This window comes from Prauserella alba, from assembly GCF_024171735.1.
In the GTDB taxonomy this organism is placed as follows: domain Bacteria; phylum Actinomycetota; class Actinomycetes; order Mycobacteriales; family Pseudonocardiaceae; genus Prauserella; species Prauserella alba.
Genome location: NZ_JAMTCH010000003.1, coordinates 1,047,599 through 1,063,695 on the forward strand (window position 1 = coordinate 1,047,599; position 16,097 = coordinate 1,063,695).

General features: G+C 70.7%; 18 protein-coding genes and 1 pseudogene. 17 read left to right on the forward strand and 2 right to left on the reverse strand.

Translation table 11 applies throughout. The features are described from left to right. Positions 1 to 25 precede the first annotated feature (25 nt). From dnaJ to LY12_RS04780, 16 genes are all read left to right on the forward strand, one after another. Entirely contained in the window at positions 26 to 1,192 is a 1,167-nt protein-coding gene (dnaJ, locus tag LY12_RS04705; RefSeq protein ID WP_253853485.1) for a molecular chaperone DnaJ, read from the forward strand. Between the two features lie 2 nt (positions 1,193 to 1,194). Beyond that, complete coding sequence (locus LY12_RS04710) at positions 1,195 to 1,986, forward strand: 16S rRNA (uracil(1498)-N(3))-methyltransferase (RefSeq protein ID WP_253853486.1); 792 nt, start codon at positions 1,195 to 1,197, stop codon at positions 1,984 to 1,986. A 320-nt stretch (positions 1,987 to 2,306) separates the two neighbouring features. Beyond that, positions 2,307 to 2,690, forward strand: coding sequence for a histidine triad nucleotide-binding protein (locus LY12_RS04715; protein WP_253853487.1), 384 nt, complete (start codon positions 2,307 to 2,309; stop codon positions 2,688 to 2,690). Positions 2,691 to 2,840: 150 nt separating this feature from the next. After that, positions 2,841 to 3,959: a PhoH family protein gene (locus LY12_RS04720; protein WP_253853488.1), complete on the forward strand. Its 1,119-nt coding sequence runs from the start codon at positions 2,841 to 2,843 to the stop codon at positions 3,957 to 3,959. Beyond that, complete coding sequence (ybeY, locus tag LY12_RS04725; RefSeq protein ID WP_253853489.1) at positions 3,956 to 4,507, forward strand: rRNA maturation RNase YbeY; 552 nt, start codon at positions 3,956 to 3,958, stop codon at positions 4,505 to 4,507. The genes LY12_RS04720 and ybeY overlap by 4 nt, the downstream gene beginning before the upstream one ends. Continuing rightward, positions 4,504 to 5,838, forward strand: coding sequence for a hemolysin family protein (locus LY12_RS04730; protein ID WP_253853490.1), 1,335 nt, complete (start codon positions 4,504 to 4,506; stop codon positions 5,836 to 5,838). The genes ybeY and LY12_RS04730 overlap by 4 nt, the downstream gene beginning before the upstream one ends. After that, complete coding sequence (locus LY12_RS04735) at positions 5,831 to 6,166, forward strand: cytidine deaminase-like protein (protein ID WP_253853492.1); 336 nt, start codon at positions 5,831 to 5,833, stop codon at positions 6,164 to 6,166. Before LY12_RS04730 ends, LY12_RS04735 begins: the two co-directional genes overlap by 8 nt. 86 nt (positions 6,167 to 6,252) lie before the next feature. Next, positions 6,253 to 7,176 (forward strand): GTPase Era, encoded by a 924-nt coding sequence (gene era / locus LY12_RS04740; protein ID WP_253854889.1) that lies wholly within the window; start codon positions 6,253 to 6,255, stop codon positions 7,174 to 7,176. 9 nt (positions 7,177 to 7,185) lie between these two features. Continuing rightward, on the forward strand, positions 7,186 to 7,773 hold the full coding sequence (locus LY12_RS04745; RefSeq protein WP_253853493.1) for an RDD family protein: 588 nt from the start codon (positions 7,186 to 7,188) through the stop codon (positions 7,771 to 7,773). Positions 7,774 to 7,881: 108 nt separating this feature from the next. Further along, positions 7,882 to 8,778, forward strand: coding sequence for an RDD family protein (locus LY12_RS04750; protein ID WP_253853494.1), 897 nt, complete (start codon positions 7,882 to 7,884; stop codon positions 8,776 to 8,778). 1 nt (position 8,779) lies between these two features. Then, a complete protein-coding gene (locus LY12_RS04755; RefSeq protein WP_253853495.1) occupies positions 8,780 to 9,196 on the forward strand; it encodes a DUF2752 domain-containing protein in 417 nt (138 codons plus the stop codon). Positions 9,197 to 9,350: 154 nt separating this feature from the next. Next, positions 9,351 to 10,334, forward strand: coding sequence for a DNA repair protein RecO (gene recO, locus LY12_RS04760; RefSeq protein WP_253853497.1), 984 nt, complete (start codon positions 9,351 to 9,353; stop codon positions 10,332 to 10,334). Then, complete coding sequence (locus tag LY12_RS04765) at positions 10,282 to 11,136, forward strand: isoprenyl transferase (protein ID WP_253853499.1); 855 nt, start codon at positions 10,282 to 10,284, stop codon at positions 11,134 to 11,136. The genes recO and LY12_RS04765 overlap by 53 nt, the downstream gene beginning before the upstream one ends. After that, the gene (locus LY12_RS04770) at positions 11,133 to 11,543 is read left to right on the forward strand and encodes a YbjN domain-containing protein (protein WP_253853500.1); all 411 of its coding nucleotides are present in this window, start codon (positions 11,133 to 11,135) and stop codon (positions 11,541 to 11,543) included. The genes LY12_RS04765 and LY12_RS04770 overlap by 4 nt, the downstream gene beginning before the upstream one ends. Positions 11,544 to 11,580: 37 nt before the next feature. Next, positions 11,581 to 12,591, forward strand: a complete 1,011-nt coding sequence (locus tag LY12_RS04775; RefSeq protein WP_253853501.1) for a permease — start codon at positions 11,581 to 11,583, stop codon at positions 12,589 to 12,591. Next, positions 12,588 to 13,331 (forward strand): TIGR03943 family putative permease subunit, encoded by a 744-nt coding sequence (locus LY12_RS04780; protein WP_253853502.1) that lies wholly within the window; start codon positions 12,588 to 12,590, stop codon positions 13,329 to 13,331. Before LY12_RS04775 ends, LY12_RS04780 begins: the two co-directional genes overlap by 4 nt. A gap of 3 nt (positions 13,332 to 13,334) precedes the next feature. On the opposite strand, the gene LY12_RS04785 is transcribed toward LY12_RS04780, so the two are convergent. Then, positions 13,335 to 13,733, reverse strand: coding sequence for a Fur family transcriptional regulator (locus LY12_RS04785; protein ID WP_253854891.1), 399 nt, complete (start codon positions 13,731 to 13,733; stop codon positions 13,335 to 13,337). An 83-nt stretch (positions 13,734 to 13,816) separates the two neighbouring features. Further along, positions 13,817 to 14,122, reverse strand: a pseudogene (locus LY12_RS04790) (ArsR/SmtB family transcription factor); the annotation flags it as partial. A 572-nt stretch (positions 14,123 to 14,694) separates the two neighbouring features. On the opposite strand from LY12_RS04790, the gene LY12_RS04795 reads away from it, so the two are divergent. Further along, the gene (locus tag LY12_RS04795) at positions 14,695 to 16,083 is read left to right on the forward strand and encodes a glycine--tRNA ligase (protein ID WP_253853503.1); all 1,389 of its coding nucleotides are present in this window, start codon (positions 14,695 to 14,697) and stop codon (positions 16,081 to 16,083) included. The last annotated feature ends 14 nt before the right edge of the window (positions 16,084 to 16,097 follow it).

The window sequence follows — 16,097 nt, forward strand, 5'->3', positions numbered from 1 at the left end:
GCGGTACTAGGAGGACGTCGAAACGGTGGCGAGGGACTACTACGGAACTCTGGGCGTGTCGAAGGACGCGAGCGACCAGGAGATCAAGCGGGCCTACCGCAAGCTCGCGCGTGAGTTGCACCCCGACGTCAACCCGTCCGAGGACGCGCAACAGAAGTTCGGCGAGGTCACGACCGCCTACGAGGTGCTGTCCGACCCCCAGAAGCGCAAGGTCGTCGACCTGGGCGGTGACCCGATGGAGGGCGGCGGCGGTGCGGGCGGTGCCCGTGGCGGCGGCGATCCGTTCGGCGGCTTCGGCGGTCTGGGCGACATCATGGACGCCTTCTTCGGTGCGGCCGCGGGCGGCGGCCGGGGCCGGGGACCGCGCAGCCGGGTCCAGCCCGGTTCGGACGCGCTGATCCGGCTGCGGCTGACGCTCGAAGAGTGCGCGACGGGTATCGACAAGGAGATCGCCGTCGACACGGCCGTGCTGTGCGACGAGTGCCGCGGCGCGGGCATGGGTGAGAACGGCTCCGTGGCCACCTGCGACACGTGCGGTGGCCAGGGCGAGGTGCAGTCGGTGCAGCGGTCGTTCCTGGGCCAGGTCGTCACCGCGCGGCCGTGCCCGGCGTGCCAGGGCCTCGGCGAGACGATCACCAATCCGTGCCGCAAGTGCAGTGGCGACGGCCGGGTGCGCGCCCGGCGCAACGTCACCGCCAAGGTCCCGGCCGGTGTCGGCGACGGCATGCGCATCCGCCTGTCCGGGCAGGGTGAGGTCGGCCCCGGCGGCGGTCCTGCGGGCGATCTGTACGTCGAGGTCGACGAGGAGCCGAACGAGGTCTTCGAACGGCAGGGCAACGATCTGCACTGCCGGTTGCGGATCCCGATGACCAGTGCCGCGCTCGGCGCGTCCGTGCCGCTCGAGACGCTCATCGACGGTGAGGTCGACGTCGAGATCGAACCGGGCACGCAGCCGGAGACCGAGCTGGTGTTCACCGGCAAGGGCATGCCGCGGCTCCGCTCGTCCGGCCGTGTCGACGGCCGCGGCGACCTGCACGTGCACGTCGACGTCGTCGTGCCGTCGAAGGTGGATGACGAGCAGGCGGACCTGCTGCGGCAGCTGGCCAAGCTGCGTGGCGAGGAAGCGCCCGAACTCGCGGGCAGCAGCGCCCACCGCGGCGGGCTGTTCTCCAAGCTGCGCGCCAAGAAGTGACCGTGACCGGCGGTGACGGCGCCGGCGAGGAGGGCGCGCAGCAGACGCCGGAGTCGACGCCCCCGGTGTTCCTCGTCGACGCGCTGCCGCCGGGGGAACACGCCGTGCTCGACGGTGAGGAGGCACGGCACGCGGTGACCGTGCGGCGCACGCGGGCGGGTGAACGGCTGACGCTCGCCGACGGCGCTGGTGGGCTCGCCGACTGCGTCGTCGACGCGGTCGCACCGGGCAGGCACCCGTCGCTCGAGGTCACGGTGTGCGGCAGGCGGGTGGATCCGCCGCCGGAGCTGCGGGTCACCGTCGTGCAGGCGCTGGCGAAAGGCGACCGCGGTGAGCTCGCCGTCGAACTGGCCACCGAGGCAGGGGCGGACGCGGTGCTGCCGTGGCGTGCGGCGCGCAGCGTCGCGCGCTGGGACGACGGCCCGCGGGGCGCGAAGGCGCTCGCCCGCTGGCGCGCCGCCGCGCGCTCGGCGGCGAAGCAGGCGCGGCGCGGCCGGGTGCCCGAGGTGCCCGAGCCGGTCGACACGGCCGGTCTGGCCGCGCTCGTGGCCGAGGCCGACGGTGGATACCTGCTGGAGGCCACGGCCGAGACGGGGCTGAAGGACGTGTCGCTGCCGGAACGCGGCGAGCTGTACCTGATCGTCGGACCGGAAGGCGGCGTCACCGGTGAGGAGCTGACGGCGCTCACGCGCGCCGGGGCGGTCGGGGTGCGGCTCGGCCCGACCGTGCTGCGGACGTCGACCGCGGGCGCGGTGGCACTCGGCACGCTCGGCGCGCTGACCGCACGCTGGTGACCGCTCACCGATACGACGTGACGACGAGCGGTCACCCCGCTCGCTCTCTCGCGCGGAAACAGTTACGCTGGTTAACGACCGGCCGGATCGCTGCATGCGGCCGGTACGCCGAGACCACGCCGGGCACCTCCCCCTCGGCCCGGCGGAGCCGCGGCGCGGGTGGCACGCGTCCCCCACGTTCCACCTGCGCCGCGGTGTTTCGGCCACCGGACCACCCGCGCCCCACGGTGCACGGCGCCGGTACTCGGCCGCCCGTCACGGCGCGAGGGTCCCCGCTCTCCGGTCCCCACGTACCGCACCCCGACCGCTACAGTTCCCGCATGAGTGAGCCCGACCCGTCGGAAACCCTGTTCGAGCGGATCATCGCGCGCGAGATCCCGGCCGACATCGTCCACGAAACGTCCACCACGCTGGCGTTCCGCGACATCTCCCCACAGGCGGCGACGCACGTGCTCGTCGTGCCGAAGACGCGGTACCGCAACGTCGGCGAGCTCGCGGCCGCCGACCCGGAGTTGCTCGCGGACGTGATCGCCACCGCGCATCGCGTGGCGGAACTCGACGGACTCGTCGACGGCGGCTATCGCGTCGTGTTCAACACCGGTGCCGACGCCGGGCAGACCGTCTTCCATGTGCACGCCCACGTACTGGGCGGGGAACAGCTCGGCTTCTTCGGGCGTTACGGGGACGAGTCCGGCGCGGGCTGACGCCGCGGCGCAGGAGCCGCGGGCGCGCGGGAGCCGACGGTCCTGGAGCCGACAATCCGGGAGCCGACGTGCCGGTGGGGCCGTTAGCATGGCAGTCAGACATCCGTTACCGACCGGCACGATGAGTGCAGAAGGCAGGCCAGAGGCCACGTGGCCGGAACCGTTCCGCAGCAGACCCCCAAGACCGGCGGCACCCAGGCACGCTCGAAGTTCCCGATTCCCGACGCGGCCACGCTGGCGCTGCTCGGGTCGAGCGACGAGAACCTGCGCGTCATCGAAGAGCTGCTCGACGCCGATGTTCACGTCCGGGGCAACGAGATCACGCTGACCGGCGAGCCCGCGGAGGTCGCTTTCGCCGAGCGGGCGCTGGCCGAACTCGTCACCCTGGCCTCCAAGGGGCAGCCGCTCGGCCCGGACGCGGTGCGCCGCACCGTCGGCATGTTGTCGGCGGGCAATGCCGAGTCCCCGGCCGAGGTCCTGAGCATGGACATCGTGTCCCGGCGAGGGCGCACCATCCGGCCGAAGACGTTGAACCAGAAGCGCTACGTCGAGGCTATCGACCAGCACACGATCGTGTTCGGTATCGGGCCCGCCGGTACCGGCAAGACGTATCTGGCGATGGCGAAGGCCGTCCAGGCGCTGCAGGCCAAACAGGTCAACCGCATCATTCTCACGCGCCCGGCCGTCGAGGCGGGGGAGCGGCTCGGTTACCTGCCGGGCACGCTCAACGAGAAGATCGATCCGTACCTGCGGCCGCTGTACGACGCGCTGCACGACATGGTCGACCCCGAGTCGATCCCGCGTCTCACGCAGGCGGGCACCATCGAGATCGCTCCGCTGGCGTACATGCGCGGCAGGTCGCTCAACGACGCTTTCGTCATCCTCGACGAGGCACAGAACACGACGCCCGAGCAGATGAAGATGTTCCTGACCCGGCTCGGGTTCGGCTCGAAGGTCGTCGTGACCGGCGACATCACGCAGGTCGACCTGCCGGGAGGGCAGCGCAGCGGGCTGCGGATCGTGCGCGAGATCCTCGACGGTGTCGACGACCTGCATTTCTCCACCCTGACCAGCACCGACGTCGTGCGGCACAAGCTCGTCGGAGACATCGTGGACGCCTACGAGAAGTGGCAGGCCACGCAGGACGCCGCGGCCGATGAGGCGTCCGGGGCCGCTGCGGACGGGCGCGGTTCGGACGGGCGCGGCGACGGCCGTCGGGGCCGGGGCGGGGCCGCGGGCAACGGCAAGCACAGCGAGGATCGCGCGTGAGTATCGAGATCGCCAACGAGTCCGGGGTCGGTGTCGACGAGGAGTCGATCGTGTCGGCCGCCCGGTTCGCACTGGACCAGATGGAGGTGAGCCCGCTCGCCGAACTGTCGGTGTTGCTGGTGAACCTCGACGTGATGGAGGACCTCCACGAGCGGTGGATGGACCTGCCGGGAGCGACCGACGTGATGGCGTTCCCCATGGACGAGATGGAGGGAACGCGCAGGCCCGACGCGCCGGACGACACCGCGGCGCTGCTCGGCGACATCGTGCTGTGCCCGTCTTTCGCTCGTGATCAGGCGAAGAAGGCGGGTCACTCGCTGATGGACGAGCTGCACCTGCTGACCGTCCACGGCACGTTGCACCTGCTCGGCTACGACCACGCCGAGCCTGCCGAGGAACGCGAGATGTTCGGCCTGCAGAACCGGATCCTGGCCGAGTTCCAGGCGGCGCGGCTGGAGGCGTCCCGCCGGGAGGCGCAGCGCAGTGTCGACGACCGTCTGCTCGGTGCGGCCGGGCTCGACGGAGGGCCGGAGCAGGAGACGTCGTGAGCAGTACCGCGGCCCTGCTGCTGGCGGTCGTGCTGGTGCTGCTGGGTGGGGTGTTCGCCGCGGCGGACTCCGCGGTGAGTGCCGTGTCGCAGGCCCGTGCCGAGGGCATGGTCCGCGCGGGCCGGACCGGCGCCCGCCAGCTCGTGGCGGTCATCGGCGAACGCAGCAGGCACATCAATCTGCTGATGCTGCTCCGGCTCGCGTGTGAACTCACGGCGACCGTGCTCGTCACGGTCGTCAGCATCCGCTGGTTCCATCAGGACTGGTTCGCCGTCGCCGGTGCGGGCGTGGTGATGGTGGTGGTCAGCTACGTGCTGGTCGGTGTCGGCCCGCGCACGATCGGCAGGCAGCATCCTTACCCCGTCGGGTTGGTCGTGGCCGGCCCGGTGCGGGTGCTGGGGAAGGTCCTGGGGCCGTTGAGCAGGCTGCTCATCGCGGTCGGCAACGCGATCACGCCGGGCAAGGGTTTCCGGGAGGGGCCGTTCACCACGGAGGCCGAGCTGCGCGAGCTCGTCGACCTCGCGGGCGAACGGGGCGTCGTCGGCACCGACGAGCGGGAGATGATCCACTCGGTGTTCGAGCTGGGCGACACCGTGGCCCGCGGAGTGATGGTGCCGCGGACCGAGATCGTGTGGATCGAGCAGGTCAAGACGGTGCGGCAGGCGCTGGCGCTGTCGATGCGCACCGGGTTCACGCGGTTGCCGGTGATCGGTGACACGGCCGACGACGTCGTCGGCGTGGTGAACCTGAAGGATCTGGTGCAGGCCTCCATGTCCGAGGGCGGCAACGCCCGTCCGGTCGCGGAGGTGATGAGCCCTGCGGCGTTCGTCCCCGACTCGAAACGCCTCGACAGCCTGCTCAAGGAGATGCAGGTCTCCCGTCACCACCTGGTCATCGCCGTCGACGAGTACGGTGGCACCGCCGGGCTGCTGACCATCGAGGACGTCCTCGAGGAGATCGTCGGCGACATCACCGACGAGTCGGACTCCGAGGAGCGGCCCGACGTCGAGGAGCTGGACGACGGCGCCGTGCGGGTCTCGGCGCGGCTGGGTGTCGACGATCTGAGCGAGCTGTTCGACGTCGACCTGTCCGATCACGACGTCGAGACGGTCGGCGGGCTGATGGCACAGCGGCTGGGCAGGGTGCCGCTACCCGGCGCCGAAGCCGAGATCGGCGAGTTGCGGTTGCGCGCCGAGGGCGGCAAGGACCGCCGAGGCCGGATGCGGATCACGACGGTCGTCGTGCGTTCCACCGACGAGAACGCGGACCGGCCGCAGCGCACCAACGGAAGCGACGAGAGTGACAGCGATAGGAGCGTCGAACATGCCTGACCTCGACCCGGAGGACGAGAAGATCGTCATCCTGGCGCGCTCGACGAGAGCGCGGATCCAGGCCGCCGAGGGTGCCGCGGTGCGCGACACCGACGGGCGGACCTATGCGGCGGCGACGGTCGACCTGCCGTCGCTGCAGCTCACGGCGCTGCAGGCCGCTGTCGCGGCGGCGGTGTCGAGCGGTGCGGAGGGACTCGAGGCGGCGGCCGTCGTGACAGCGGAACCGCTCGTGGCGGAGGCGTCGGTGCACGCGGTGCGTGACCTGACCTCCGACGCCCCGGTGCTGCGCGCCGATGTCGCCGGGGACGTGCAGGAGATCCTCCGGTGACGGAGTCCGGCGACCACGGCCGGAGTGGCGGCGGCACGGACGAGCCGGGCGGCGACGACCTCGCCGCGAAGCTGCGGGCCGCCGGGATCGAGGACACGGGGTGGCGGGAGACTCCGGCCGATCACCGGTCGGGGTTCGCGTGTTTCGTCGGGCGGCCGAACGCGGGCAAGTCGACGCTGACCAACGCGCTCGTCGGCACGAAGATCGCGATCACGTCCAGCAAGCCGCAGACGACGCGGCACGCCGTGCGCGGCATCGTGCACCGGGACGACGCCCAGCTGATCATTGTGGACACTCCGGGCCTGCATCGACCGCGCACCCTGTTGGGGGAGCGGCTCAACGACGTCGTGCGCGCCACGTGGTCCGAAGTGGACGTCATCGGGTTCTGCGTGCCCGCGGGCGAGAAGATCGGGCCCGGCGACAAGTACATCGCGGCGGAACTGGCCAAGGTCGCGCGGCGCACGCCCGTCGTCGGGATCGTCACCAAGACCGACCTCGTCAAACCCGAGGTCGTCGCCGAGCAGCTCCTCGAACTGCAGCACGTGATGGAGTTCGCCGAGCTCGTTCCGGTGTCCGCCACCGGCGGCTACCAGGTCGACACGATCGCCGACGTGCTCGTGAGCCAGTTGCCCGAGGGGCCGCAGCTGTATCCGGACGGCGACCTGACGGACGAACCGGAACAGCGGCTCGTCGCCGAGCTCATCCGTGAGGCCGCGCTGGAAGACGTACGGGACGAACTGCCGCATTCGATCGCCGTCACGGTCGAGGAGATGATCCCGCGCGAAGGCTCCGGCGACATGGTCGACATCTACGCGCACCTGTTCGTCGAACGGCCGAGCCAGAAGGCGATCGTGCTGGGCCACAAGGGGAGCAGGCTCAAACAGGTCGGTGCCAACGCCCGTAAGCACATCGAGGCGCTGCTCGGCTCGAAGGTCTACCTCGACCTGCACGTCAAGGTGGCCAAGGAGTGGCAGCGGGACCCGAAACAGCTGGGCCGCCTGGGCTTCTAGGGCCTCGACGTGACCGATCACTACCCGCCCCACCCCATCACGCGTCCGGGAGCGTCACCGGCCGGAGGTGGACCCGACCGTCCGGAGATCATCACGCCGGGAGCCTGGATCCGGTTCCCCGGAGCCGGGCCCTTCGTGCTTGCCACCATGGCCAGCAGGTTCGTCGCTCGTTTGGTGGATGCGGCCATCCTCGTGATCCCGGCAGGAGCCGGATTCGCCGGCTTGCTGTCGGCAGTGGTGGCACACCAGCCGCGTCTGTGGTGGACGTTGTTACTTATCGCGCCCGCCACTTTGATCGTCTGGTTCGGTTACGAGGGTCTGCTGGTCGGCCTGCGCGGTGCGACCGTCGGGAAAACCGTCGCCGGGGTGCGGGTCGTCACGGCTCGTTCGGCCACGCCCCGAAGTGGCGGCCCTGGTGTCGGTGTGGGGATGACGCGGGCGGCGATGCTCGCGCTACCCGGTCTGGTGCCGTGCCTCGGATGGTTCATCACCGCGCTCGTGAGCGTGTCGCCATTCTTCGACGAGTTCGCCCGTCAGGGATGGCAGGACAAGGCCGCGGGAACATTCGTGGTGTCGACCAAGCCGGTGCATTACTGACGTTCCGGGTGAGAGCCCGGAAAGGGGCAGATCACGGGGCATCCTGCCGGGTGTGTCCATGGGGTACTCTCTCGCGCGATCATCGCCGCAAGGGGGAGACAGACCCGAATGACCAATCCTTACAACCAGCAGCCCTACGGTCAGCAGCCGTACGGACAACAGCCTGGTCAGGGGCAGCAGCCGTACGGACAGGGTGCACCGGGGCAGCAGCCGCCGTACGGCCAGCAACCCGGTCAGCCGTACGGACAGGGAACGCCGGGACAGTACGGGCAGCAGCCCCCGTCGGGAGGCTTTCAGCAGCCGAGTCCCCAGTCCGGTGGATTTCAGCAACCCGGCGCGCCGGGCCAGCAACCGTACGGACAGCCGGCTCCCGGGCAGCCGCCTTTCGGGCAGCAGCCGCCGTACGGCCAGCATCCCTACGGTCAACCGGGAGGATTCCCCGGTCAGCAGCGCGGCGGTTTCGGGAGCGGTCAGATGGTGGCCGGTCAGGCCCGGATCATCGTGCCCGGTGCGCAGATCCAGTTCCCGAACACCGGCCCCCTCGTTCTCGGCACCATGGGCAGCCGGTTCCTTGCCCGGCTGGTCGACGGTCTGATCATCGGTATGCCGTTCGGCATCCTCATGATGGTCATCCAGTTCGCCGTCATCGCGAGCGATCCGGACCTGTACTGGCTCATCTGGCTGATGGCACCACTCCCGTTCATCGGGATGGTCCTGTACGAGGGCCTCATGCTCGGATCTCGGGGCGCCACGGTTGGGAAGAGCGTGGCGGGTCTGCGAGTCATGACCGAGTTGAGCAGTATGCAGCAACAACCGGGAATCGGTAGCGGCCCGGCGTTCAGCCGCGTCGCGACTCAGATGGCACCGGGCATCATCCCCTGCATCGGGGGGCTGGTGTCGTTGCTTATGAATCTGTCACCGTTCTTCGACGAACAGGCGCGCCAGGGTTGGCACGACAAGGCCGCCAAGACCTACGTGATCTCGACGAAACCGGTCAACTACTGACATGAATTCCCCGCAGGCGATCCGGCCGTGGCGCGCCATGCGTGTCACGCCGGGCTTTGCGGGTGGCAGCCTGCTCATCGCCGTGGCGTTGGGCACCGGCGTCCTGGCGGTGCCGTGCTGGTTCCGCGCGCTCACCGGGATCGACTGCCCGTTCTGCGGCGGCAGCCGTGCCATCGGGGGCCTGTTGCGCGGCGACCTGCTTGCCGCCGTCGGCCATAACGCCTTCGCGGTCGCCGTGCTTCTGCCATTGGCGGCGGTTGTGCTGTTCGCACTGGCTCGCTGGGAAACCAGGCGGGCGCAGCGGTGGTGGCCGGCAGGGCGCGCAGGGCGAGCCGCGTTGATCGCGCTCGTGGCCGTGACCGTCGCGTGGTGGGTGTTTCGCGGTCTGCCTGTGGGTGAGTGGTTCCGTTCCACGTGACCGGAGAGCGCTCGGTGGGTGCCCGCGGTCCGTTGCGGCCGGCGCCCGGCCGAGCCCGCCCGGGCGCCACCTGCTGTTGCGTCCGCGGCGATGAGTGTCACGCCTCGGTGCTGCTGGCGACGGGGTTGTCGCCCGGGCGTGGGATCATGGTCCGGTGAGCTTGTATCGGGACACCGGTGTGGTGCTGCGCGTGCACAAGCTCGGTGAGGCCGACCGCATCATCACCCTGCTGACGCGCCGCAACGGCAAGGTGCGCGCCGTCGCCAAGGGCGTCCGGCGGACGACGTCCCGGTTCGGCGCCAGGCTCGAACCGTTCGGGCACGTCGACGTGCAGTTCTACACCGGCCGCACGCTCGACGTCGTCACCCAGGTGCAGACGGTCGACGCGTTCGCACTGCCGATCGTGGGCGACTACCAGGCGTACACGGCGGCCGCCGCGATCGTGGAGACCGCCGACCGGCTGGCAGCCGAGGAGGAACAGCCCGCGCTGAAGCTGTACCTCCTCGTCGTCGGTGCGCTGCGGGCGCTCGCGGGCGGGCAGCGCGACTCGTCGCTGGTGCTTGACGCGTTCCTGCTGCGCGCCATGGCGTTCGCGGGCTGGGAACCGGCTCTCACCGAATGCGCCCGCTGCGGCGAACGCGGCCCGCACGCCGCGTTCAACGTGCAGGCAGGCGGACTGCTGTGCCCGCGTTGCCGCATCCCCGGTTCCGTGCATCCCGCGCCCGAGGTGCTGGCCGTGATGGCCGCGCTGCTGCACGGCGACTGGCCACTCGCCGAGGACAGCACCCAGTACGTGCGCCGCGACGTCAGCGGCCTGGTCGCGGCACATCTGCAGTGGCATCTGGAGCGCCGCCTGCGCTCCCTGCCGTTCGTGGAACGCCGTGCCCGCGAAGCACCGCTGACCGCCGCGTTAGGGTCGGACGCGCAGGCTGGCGGTGACATCGACGACGAAACCGGCGATCCGGGCGCCGACGACACGGACGCCGACGGTGAGCCGCACGCGACCGCCGGCGGTGCGACGCCCGGGACGGCGGCGTGGACGGACACGGCACGGGCGACTGCGCCCGGCGAGGTGGAGGTGACAGGTGCGGCGGAAGGCTCGCGACGCGACACGCATCCAGGAGCTGCGGGAACCTGACCCGCATCCGTCCGGCGCCCGTCCACCCCGGATCCCGTCGGAACTGGTGCCGAACCACGTCGCCCTGGTGATGGACGGCAACGGTCGGTGGGCCAACCAACGCGGTATGCCCCGCATCGAAGGGCACAAGCGCGGCGAATCGGTGATGATCGACGTCGCCAGCGGTGCGGTGGAACTCGGTGTCAAGTGGCTGTCGGTGTACGCGTTCTCCACGGAGAACTGGAAGCGCAGCCCCGATGAGGTGCGTTTCCTGATGGGCTTCAACCGCGACACGATCCGCCGCCAGGTCGACTACCTCGGTTCCATCGGCGTGCGCATCCGGTGGGCGGGCCGCAGGCCCAAGCTGTGGCGCAGTGTCATCAAGGAACTCGAGGCCGCCGAGGAGAAGACCAAGCACAACACGCGCATGAACATGACCATGTGCGTCAACTACGGTGGCCGCGCCGAGATCGGAGACTCGGCACGGCACATCGCGCGGCTGGCGGCAGCGGGTGAGATCAACCCCGACAAGGTCGACGAGCGCACCGTCGCCAAGTACCTGTACCAGCCGCAGATGCCGGACGTGGACCTGTTCCTGCGGCCCTCCGGTGAGCTGCGGACGTCGAACTTCCTGCTGTGGGAGTCGGCCTACGCCGAGTTCGTCTTCCAGGACACGCTGTTCCCCGACTTCGACCGCACCCAGCTGTGGGACGCGTGCCTCGAATACGCCAAGCGCGACCGCCGGTTCGGCGGCGCCGTCGACCAGAGCGACGGCACCGACGCCGCCGACACCACCGCCGAACCCGGGAAGGACACCGCATGACCGCTGAGGCCGCCGACACCGCCGCGCTGCTCGCCACCGCCAAGGAATCGCTCGAGAACTATCTCGACGTGCAGGTCGACGACGACGGCACGCTCACGTTCAAACACTCCGACGTGCCGTGCGTGGTGCAGGCGATGCAGCTGGCCGACGGCCTGCTGGTGCTGAGCCTGACCTGTGTCGTGGCATGGGACCTGCCGGACGATCCGAAGCTGGCCGCCGTCGTGGCCGAGCGTGCGGGGCAGGGCCTGTTCGGCACGCTCGGCATCGTGCACGGCGACAGCGGCATGGACGTCACGCTGCGGTACGCGTTCCCCGCGCAGGGGCTCGACCCGGGGCCGCTCGGCACCCTGCTGATGCTCGTCGTGTCCACCGCGTCGCAGGTGCGCTCGGAACTCGTCAGCGGCTGAGGGGCCGCAGGCGGGCGCCTGGCATGATGCCGCATTGATGGAAACCGTTGTCGACAGCGGGCGCCGAGGCGGCCGGCGGTGGCGCCTCACCTCGATGCAGGTGCTGTGCGCACTGCTGGTGCTGGCGATCCTCGGGCAGGACCTGCTTCGCGAGGCCGTCGCCGTGCCGGTGTTGCAGACCGCGGCGACGGTGTTCGTGGCGATCTGCGTGCAGGCGTTGCCGTTCCTCGTGCTCGGGGTGCTGCTGAGCGGTGCGATCGCCGCGTTCGTGCCGGCGCGGGCGCTGCGCAGGGTGCTGCCGCGCCGCGACTCGGCCGCCGTCGGTGTGGCCGGGGTGTCGGGCGTCGTACTGGCCGGGTGCGAATGCGCGTCGGTGCCCGTGGCCCGGCGGCTGATCGGACAGGGCGTCGCCCCTGCGGCCGCACTGGCGTTCCTGCTGGCCGCCCCCGCGGTCAACCCCGTCGTGCTCGTCTCCACCGCCGTGGCGTTCCCCGGTGAACCCGCCATGGTGGCCGCCCGGTTCGCCGGTTCGCTGGCCACCGCGCTGATCATGGGCTGGCTGTGGCTGCGCTGGGGCAAGCTCGACTGGATCGCCGAGCGGGCACTGCGGCGGATGCCCGACACGGCAGGACGCGACCGGTGGCGCGTGTTCGCCGAGACCGCACGGGCCGACCTCGTCGACGCGGGTGGTTTCCTCGTGCTGGGTGGCCTGGTCGCGGCGGCATTCGGGGTGGTGATCCCCGCCGACTGGTTCTCCTCGCTCGGCGAGCAGATCGTGCTGGGCGTGCTGGTCATGGCGGTGCTGGCCGTGGTGCTGTCGCTGTGCAGCGAGGCCGACGCGTTCGTCGCCGCGTCGCTGTCGGCGCTGCCGCTGCTGCCGCGGCTGGTGTTCCTCGTCGTCGGCCCCGCCATCGACGCGAAGCTGTTCGCCCTGCAGGCCGGCACGTTCGGCCGGGCCTTCGCGATGCGGTTCGCGCCGGTCACGTTCGTGGTGGCGACCGCCTGCGCCGTCGTGTCGGGCCTGGTCTTCCTGGGAGGCGTGCGGTGAGGCGGGAAACCCAGAACGTCCTGTTGTTGCTGCTCGGCGGTGCGCTGTTGAAGATCGCCGTGACCGGCGACTATCTGCGCTACGTCCGGCCCGCGCACCAGCCGTGGCTGTTCGGCGCGGGCGTCGTCATGATCGTTCTCGCGGTGGTGGCGATCGTGCGGGACGTGCGCGCGGCGGCGGGCGAGGCCGGCGGCGCCCGCGACGGTAGCGCCCGCGCCGCCGACGCCTGCGCGGGGGAGGACGGGCACGAGCACACCGCGCGGTCGGCGTGGCTGATCGTCGTGCCCGTGCTCGCGGTCCTGCTCGTGGCACCTCCGGCGCTGGGCGCCGATTCGGTGCTGCGGACCAGGAAGAACACCGAACCCGGCAACACCGAGTTCGGGCCGCTCCCTCCCGGTGACGTCGTGGCGCTGCCGGTGGGCGAGTTCGTCGCCCGCGCCGGATGGGACGAACGCGATTCCCTCGACGGACGCACGGTGCGGCTGACCGGTTTCGTCGTGCACACCCCCGAGGGGCCGCAGTTGGCGCGCCTGACCATGAGCTGCTGCGCGGCCGACGCGTTCGCCGTGCGCACCGGCCTCACCGGTGGGCAGGCGGACCTGCTGCCGCACGACACGTGGGTCGAGGTGACCGGACGGCTCGTGGCAGCCGAGGACACCCGCGCCCGCGACTACGTCCCCGACCTCGCCGTGCGCACGCTGCGGGAGATCCCCCGGCCGGAGGAGCCGTACGAGACCTGACGATCAGCTCGCCTGCTGCGCGGCGCAGGTCGAGCACGTACCCATGATCTCGATCATGTGGCTGATGTCGGAGAAACCGTTGCCGGAGGCGATCGTCTCGGCCCAGCGTTCCACGGCCGGTCCCTCCACCTCGACGGTGTAGCCGCAGCTGCGGCACACCAGGTGGTGGTGATGGTGTTCGGAACAGCGCCGGTACAGCGCCTCGCCGGAGTCGGTGCGGAGCACATCGATCTCGTCGGCGTCGCTCAGCGACTGCAGCGTGCGGTACACCGTGGTCAGGCCGATGCCTTCGCCGCGGCGGCGCAGTTCGTCGTGGAGCTCCTGCGCCGACCGGAAATCGTCCACCTCGGCCAACAGCTCGACGACCGCGGCCCGCTGCCGGGTCGCCCTGCGGCCGGGCAGGGGAGCCTTGGACGTGCCGGACGCCTTGGCCGGCTCGGCTCCCGTCGCGGTGCTCCCCGCCGACGAGCTGCTCGTCGAAGTGCTCATCGCTTCGCCTCCTCCTGCACGTGTGCGACGGCGTCCACCACGATATGTGCCAGGTGATCATCGACCAGCCGGTAGGCGACCTCACGCCCGCGTCGCTGACCGTGTACGACACCCGCCGCCTTGAGGACGCGCAGGTGCTGACTGATCAGTGGCTGGGCCACGTCGAGGGCGTCCACCAGGTCGTGCACGCACCGGTCACCGTCGCGCAGCTGCAGCACGATGGCGATCCGCACCGGTGCGGCCAGCGCCCGCAACAGCTCACCCGCGTCGGTCAGCGCGTCCGCCGACGGCGGCGGTGTCAGCGGCACCGGGGCGCCCGGGTGGTCGTGGTCGGCGTCCTCGTGTCCGGTGTCCTGCGGCCCGGTGTCCTGCGGCTCGGTGTCCTGGGACTCGGTGCCGCCGCCGACGGGGTGCGGGTGACCGTTGCCGCTACCCGGTGCGGCCGGGCCGCGGCCGGTGGCGACGGGGCCGTCCGCGCCCGTCTCACCGGGGCCGGGTGGGCCCGCGGGCGCCGCGTCGGAACTCGCCGTCGGCATGTCGCATGCTCCAACCTGCGTCCGCCGTGTGCCGGCACACGGCTCTCCGGTGGGTGATCTGTGCTGTGTGATCCGTGCTGCGTGGTCGTGGTTGGTGGTGGGTGGATGTGGTCTGCCGCGTCCATCCTAGTGCGCCACCGTGGCCGCTCCCGCGCCTCGGACGCGAAGCGGCGAGCCGTGCCCGGGCGCCGGTGGTCGGAGGCGGTGGTCGGACACGGCGGGCGGGCCGATTCCGGCCGTGGCGCGCCCGCCCCTCGCCGGAGCGCCGGTGGCCTGGGGCTAGTCTGGTGCCTCGTACATCCCGACCCACCACTGCGATAGTTCCCACGGAGCGTGGAGTGCCCGCCAACAACATCGAGACCGTCGTCAACCTCTGCAAGCGTCGTGGCTTCGTCTTCCCCTCGGGGGAGATCTACGGCGGTACCCGGTCGGCGTGGGACTACGGACCGCTCGGCGTGGAGCTGAAGGACAACATCAAACGCCAGTGGTGGAAGACCGTGGTGCAGGGGCGTGAGGACGTGGTCGGCATCGACTCGTCGGTCATCCTGCCGCGGCAGGTGTGGGAGGCCTCCGGTCACGTCTCCGCGTTCCACGACCCGCTGGTCGAATGCCTGGAGTGCCACCGCCGGTTCCGTTCCGACCAGCTGGCCGAGGACTACGCCGAGCGCACCGGTACGCCGCTCGACGAGGGCGACCTCTCCGACGTGCCGTGCCCCAACTGCGGCAACCGCGGCCAGTACACCGAGCCGCGCGAGTTCAACATGATGCTCAAGACGCATCTGGGCCCGGTCGAGTCCGACGAGGGACTGCACTACCTGCGCCCGGAGACCGCGCAGGGCATCTTCGTGAACTTCCTCAACGTGCAGACCACGGCGCGGAAGAAGCCGCCGTTCGGCATCGGCCAGATCGGCAAGTCGTTCCGCAACGAGATCACGCCCGGCAACTTCATCTTCCGCACGCGCGAGTTCGAGCAGATGGAGATGGAGTTCTTCGTCGAGCCGGGCGAGGACGAGTCGTGGCACGAGTACTGGATCGAGCAGCGCAAGGCCTGGTACGTCGACCTCGGCATCCGGGAGGAGAACCTGCGGCTGTACGAGCACCCGCAGGAGAAGCTGTCCCATTACTCGAAGCGGACCGTCGACGTCGAGTACCGCTTCCGGTTCTCCGCGGGCCAGGAGTGGGGCGAGCTCGAGGGCGTGGCCAACCGCACCGACTTCGACCTCACGACGCACTCGAACCACTCGGGTGTCGACCTCTCGTACTTCGACCAGGCGGGCGGCGAGCGGTACCGGCCGTTCGTGATCGAGCCCGCCGCGGGTGTCGGCCGTCCGATGATGGCGTTCCTGCTCGACGCCTACACCGAGGACGAGGTGCCCAACGCCAAGGGCGGCGTCGACAAGCGCACGGTGCTGAAGATCGACCCGCGGCTGGCGCCGTACAAGGTCGCGGTGCTGCCGCTGTCGCGCAACTCGGACCTGACGCCGAAGGCCCGGGACATCGCGGCGATGCTGCGCAAGCACTGGAACGTCGACTTCGACGACGCGCAGTCGATCGGCAAGCGGTACCGGCGCCAGGAGGAGATCGGGACGCCGTTCTGCATCACGGTCGACTTCGACACGCTCGACGACCATGCGGTGACGGTGCGTGAGCGCGACACGATGAGCCAGGAGCGCATCGCGATCGACAAGCTCGAGTCCTATCTGGCCGCCCGCCTCATCGGCTGCTGAGGGACACTGCCGTG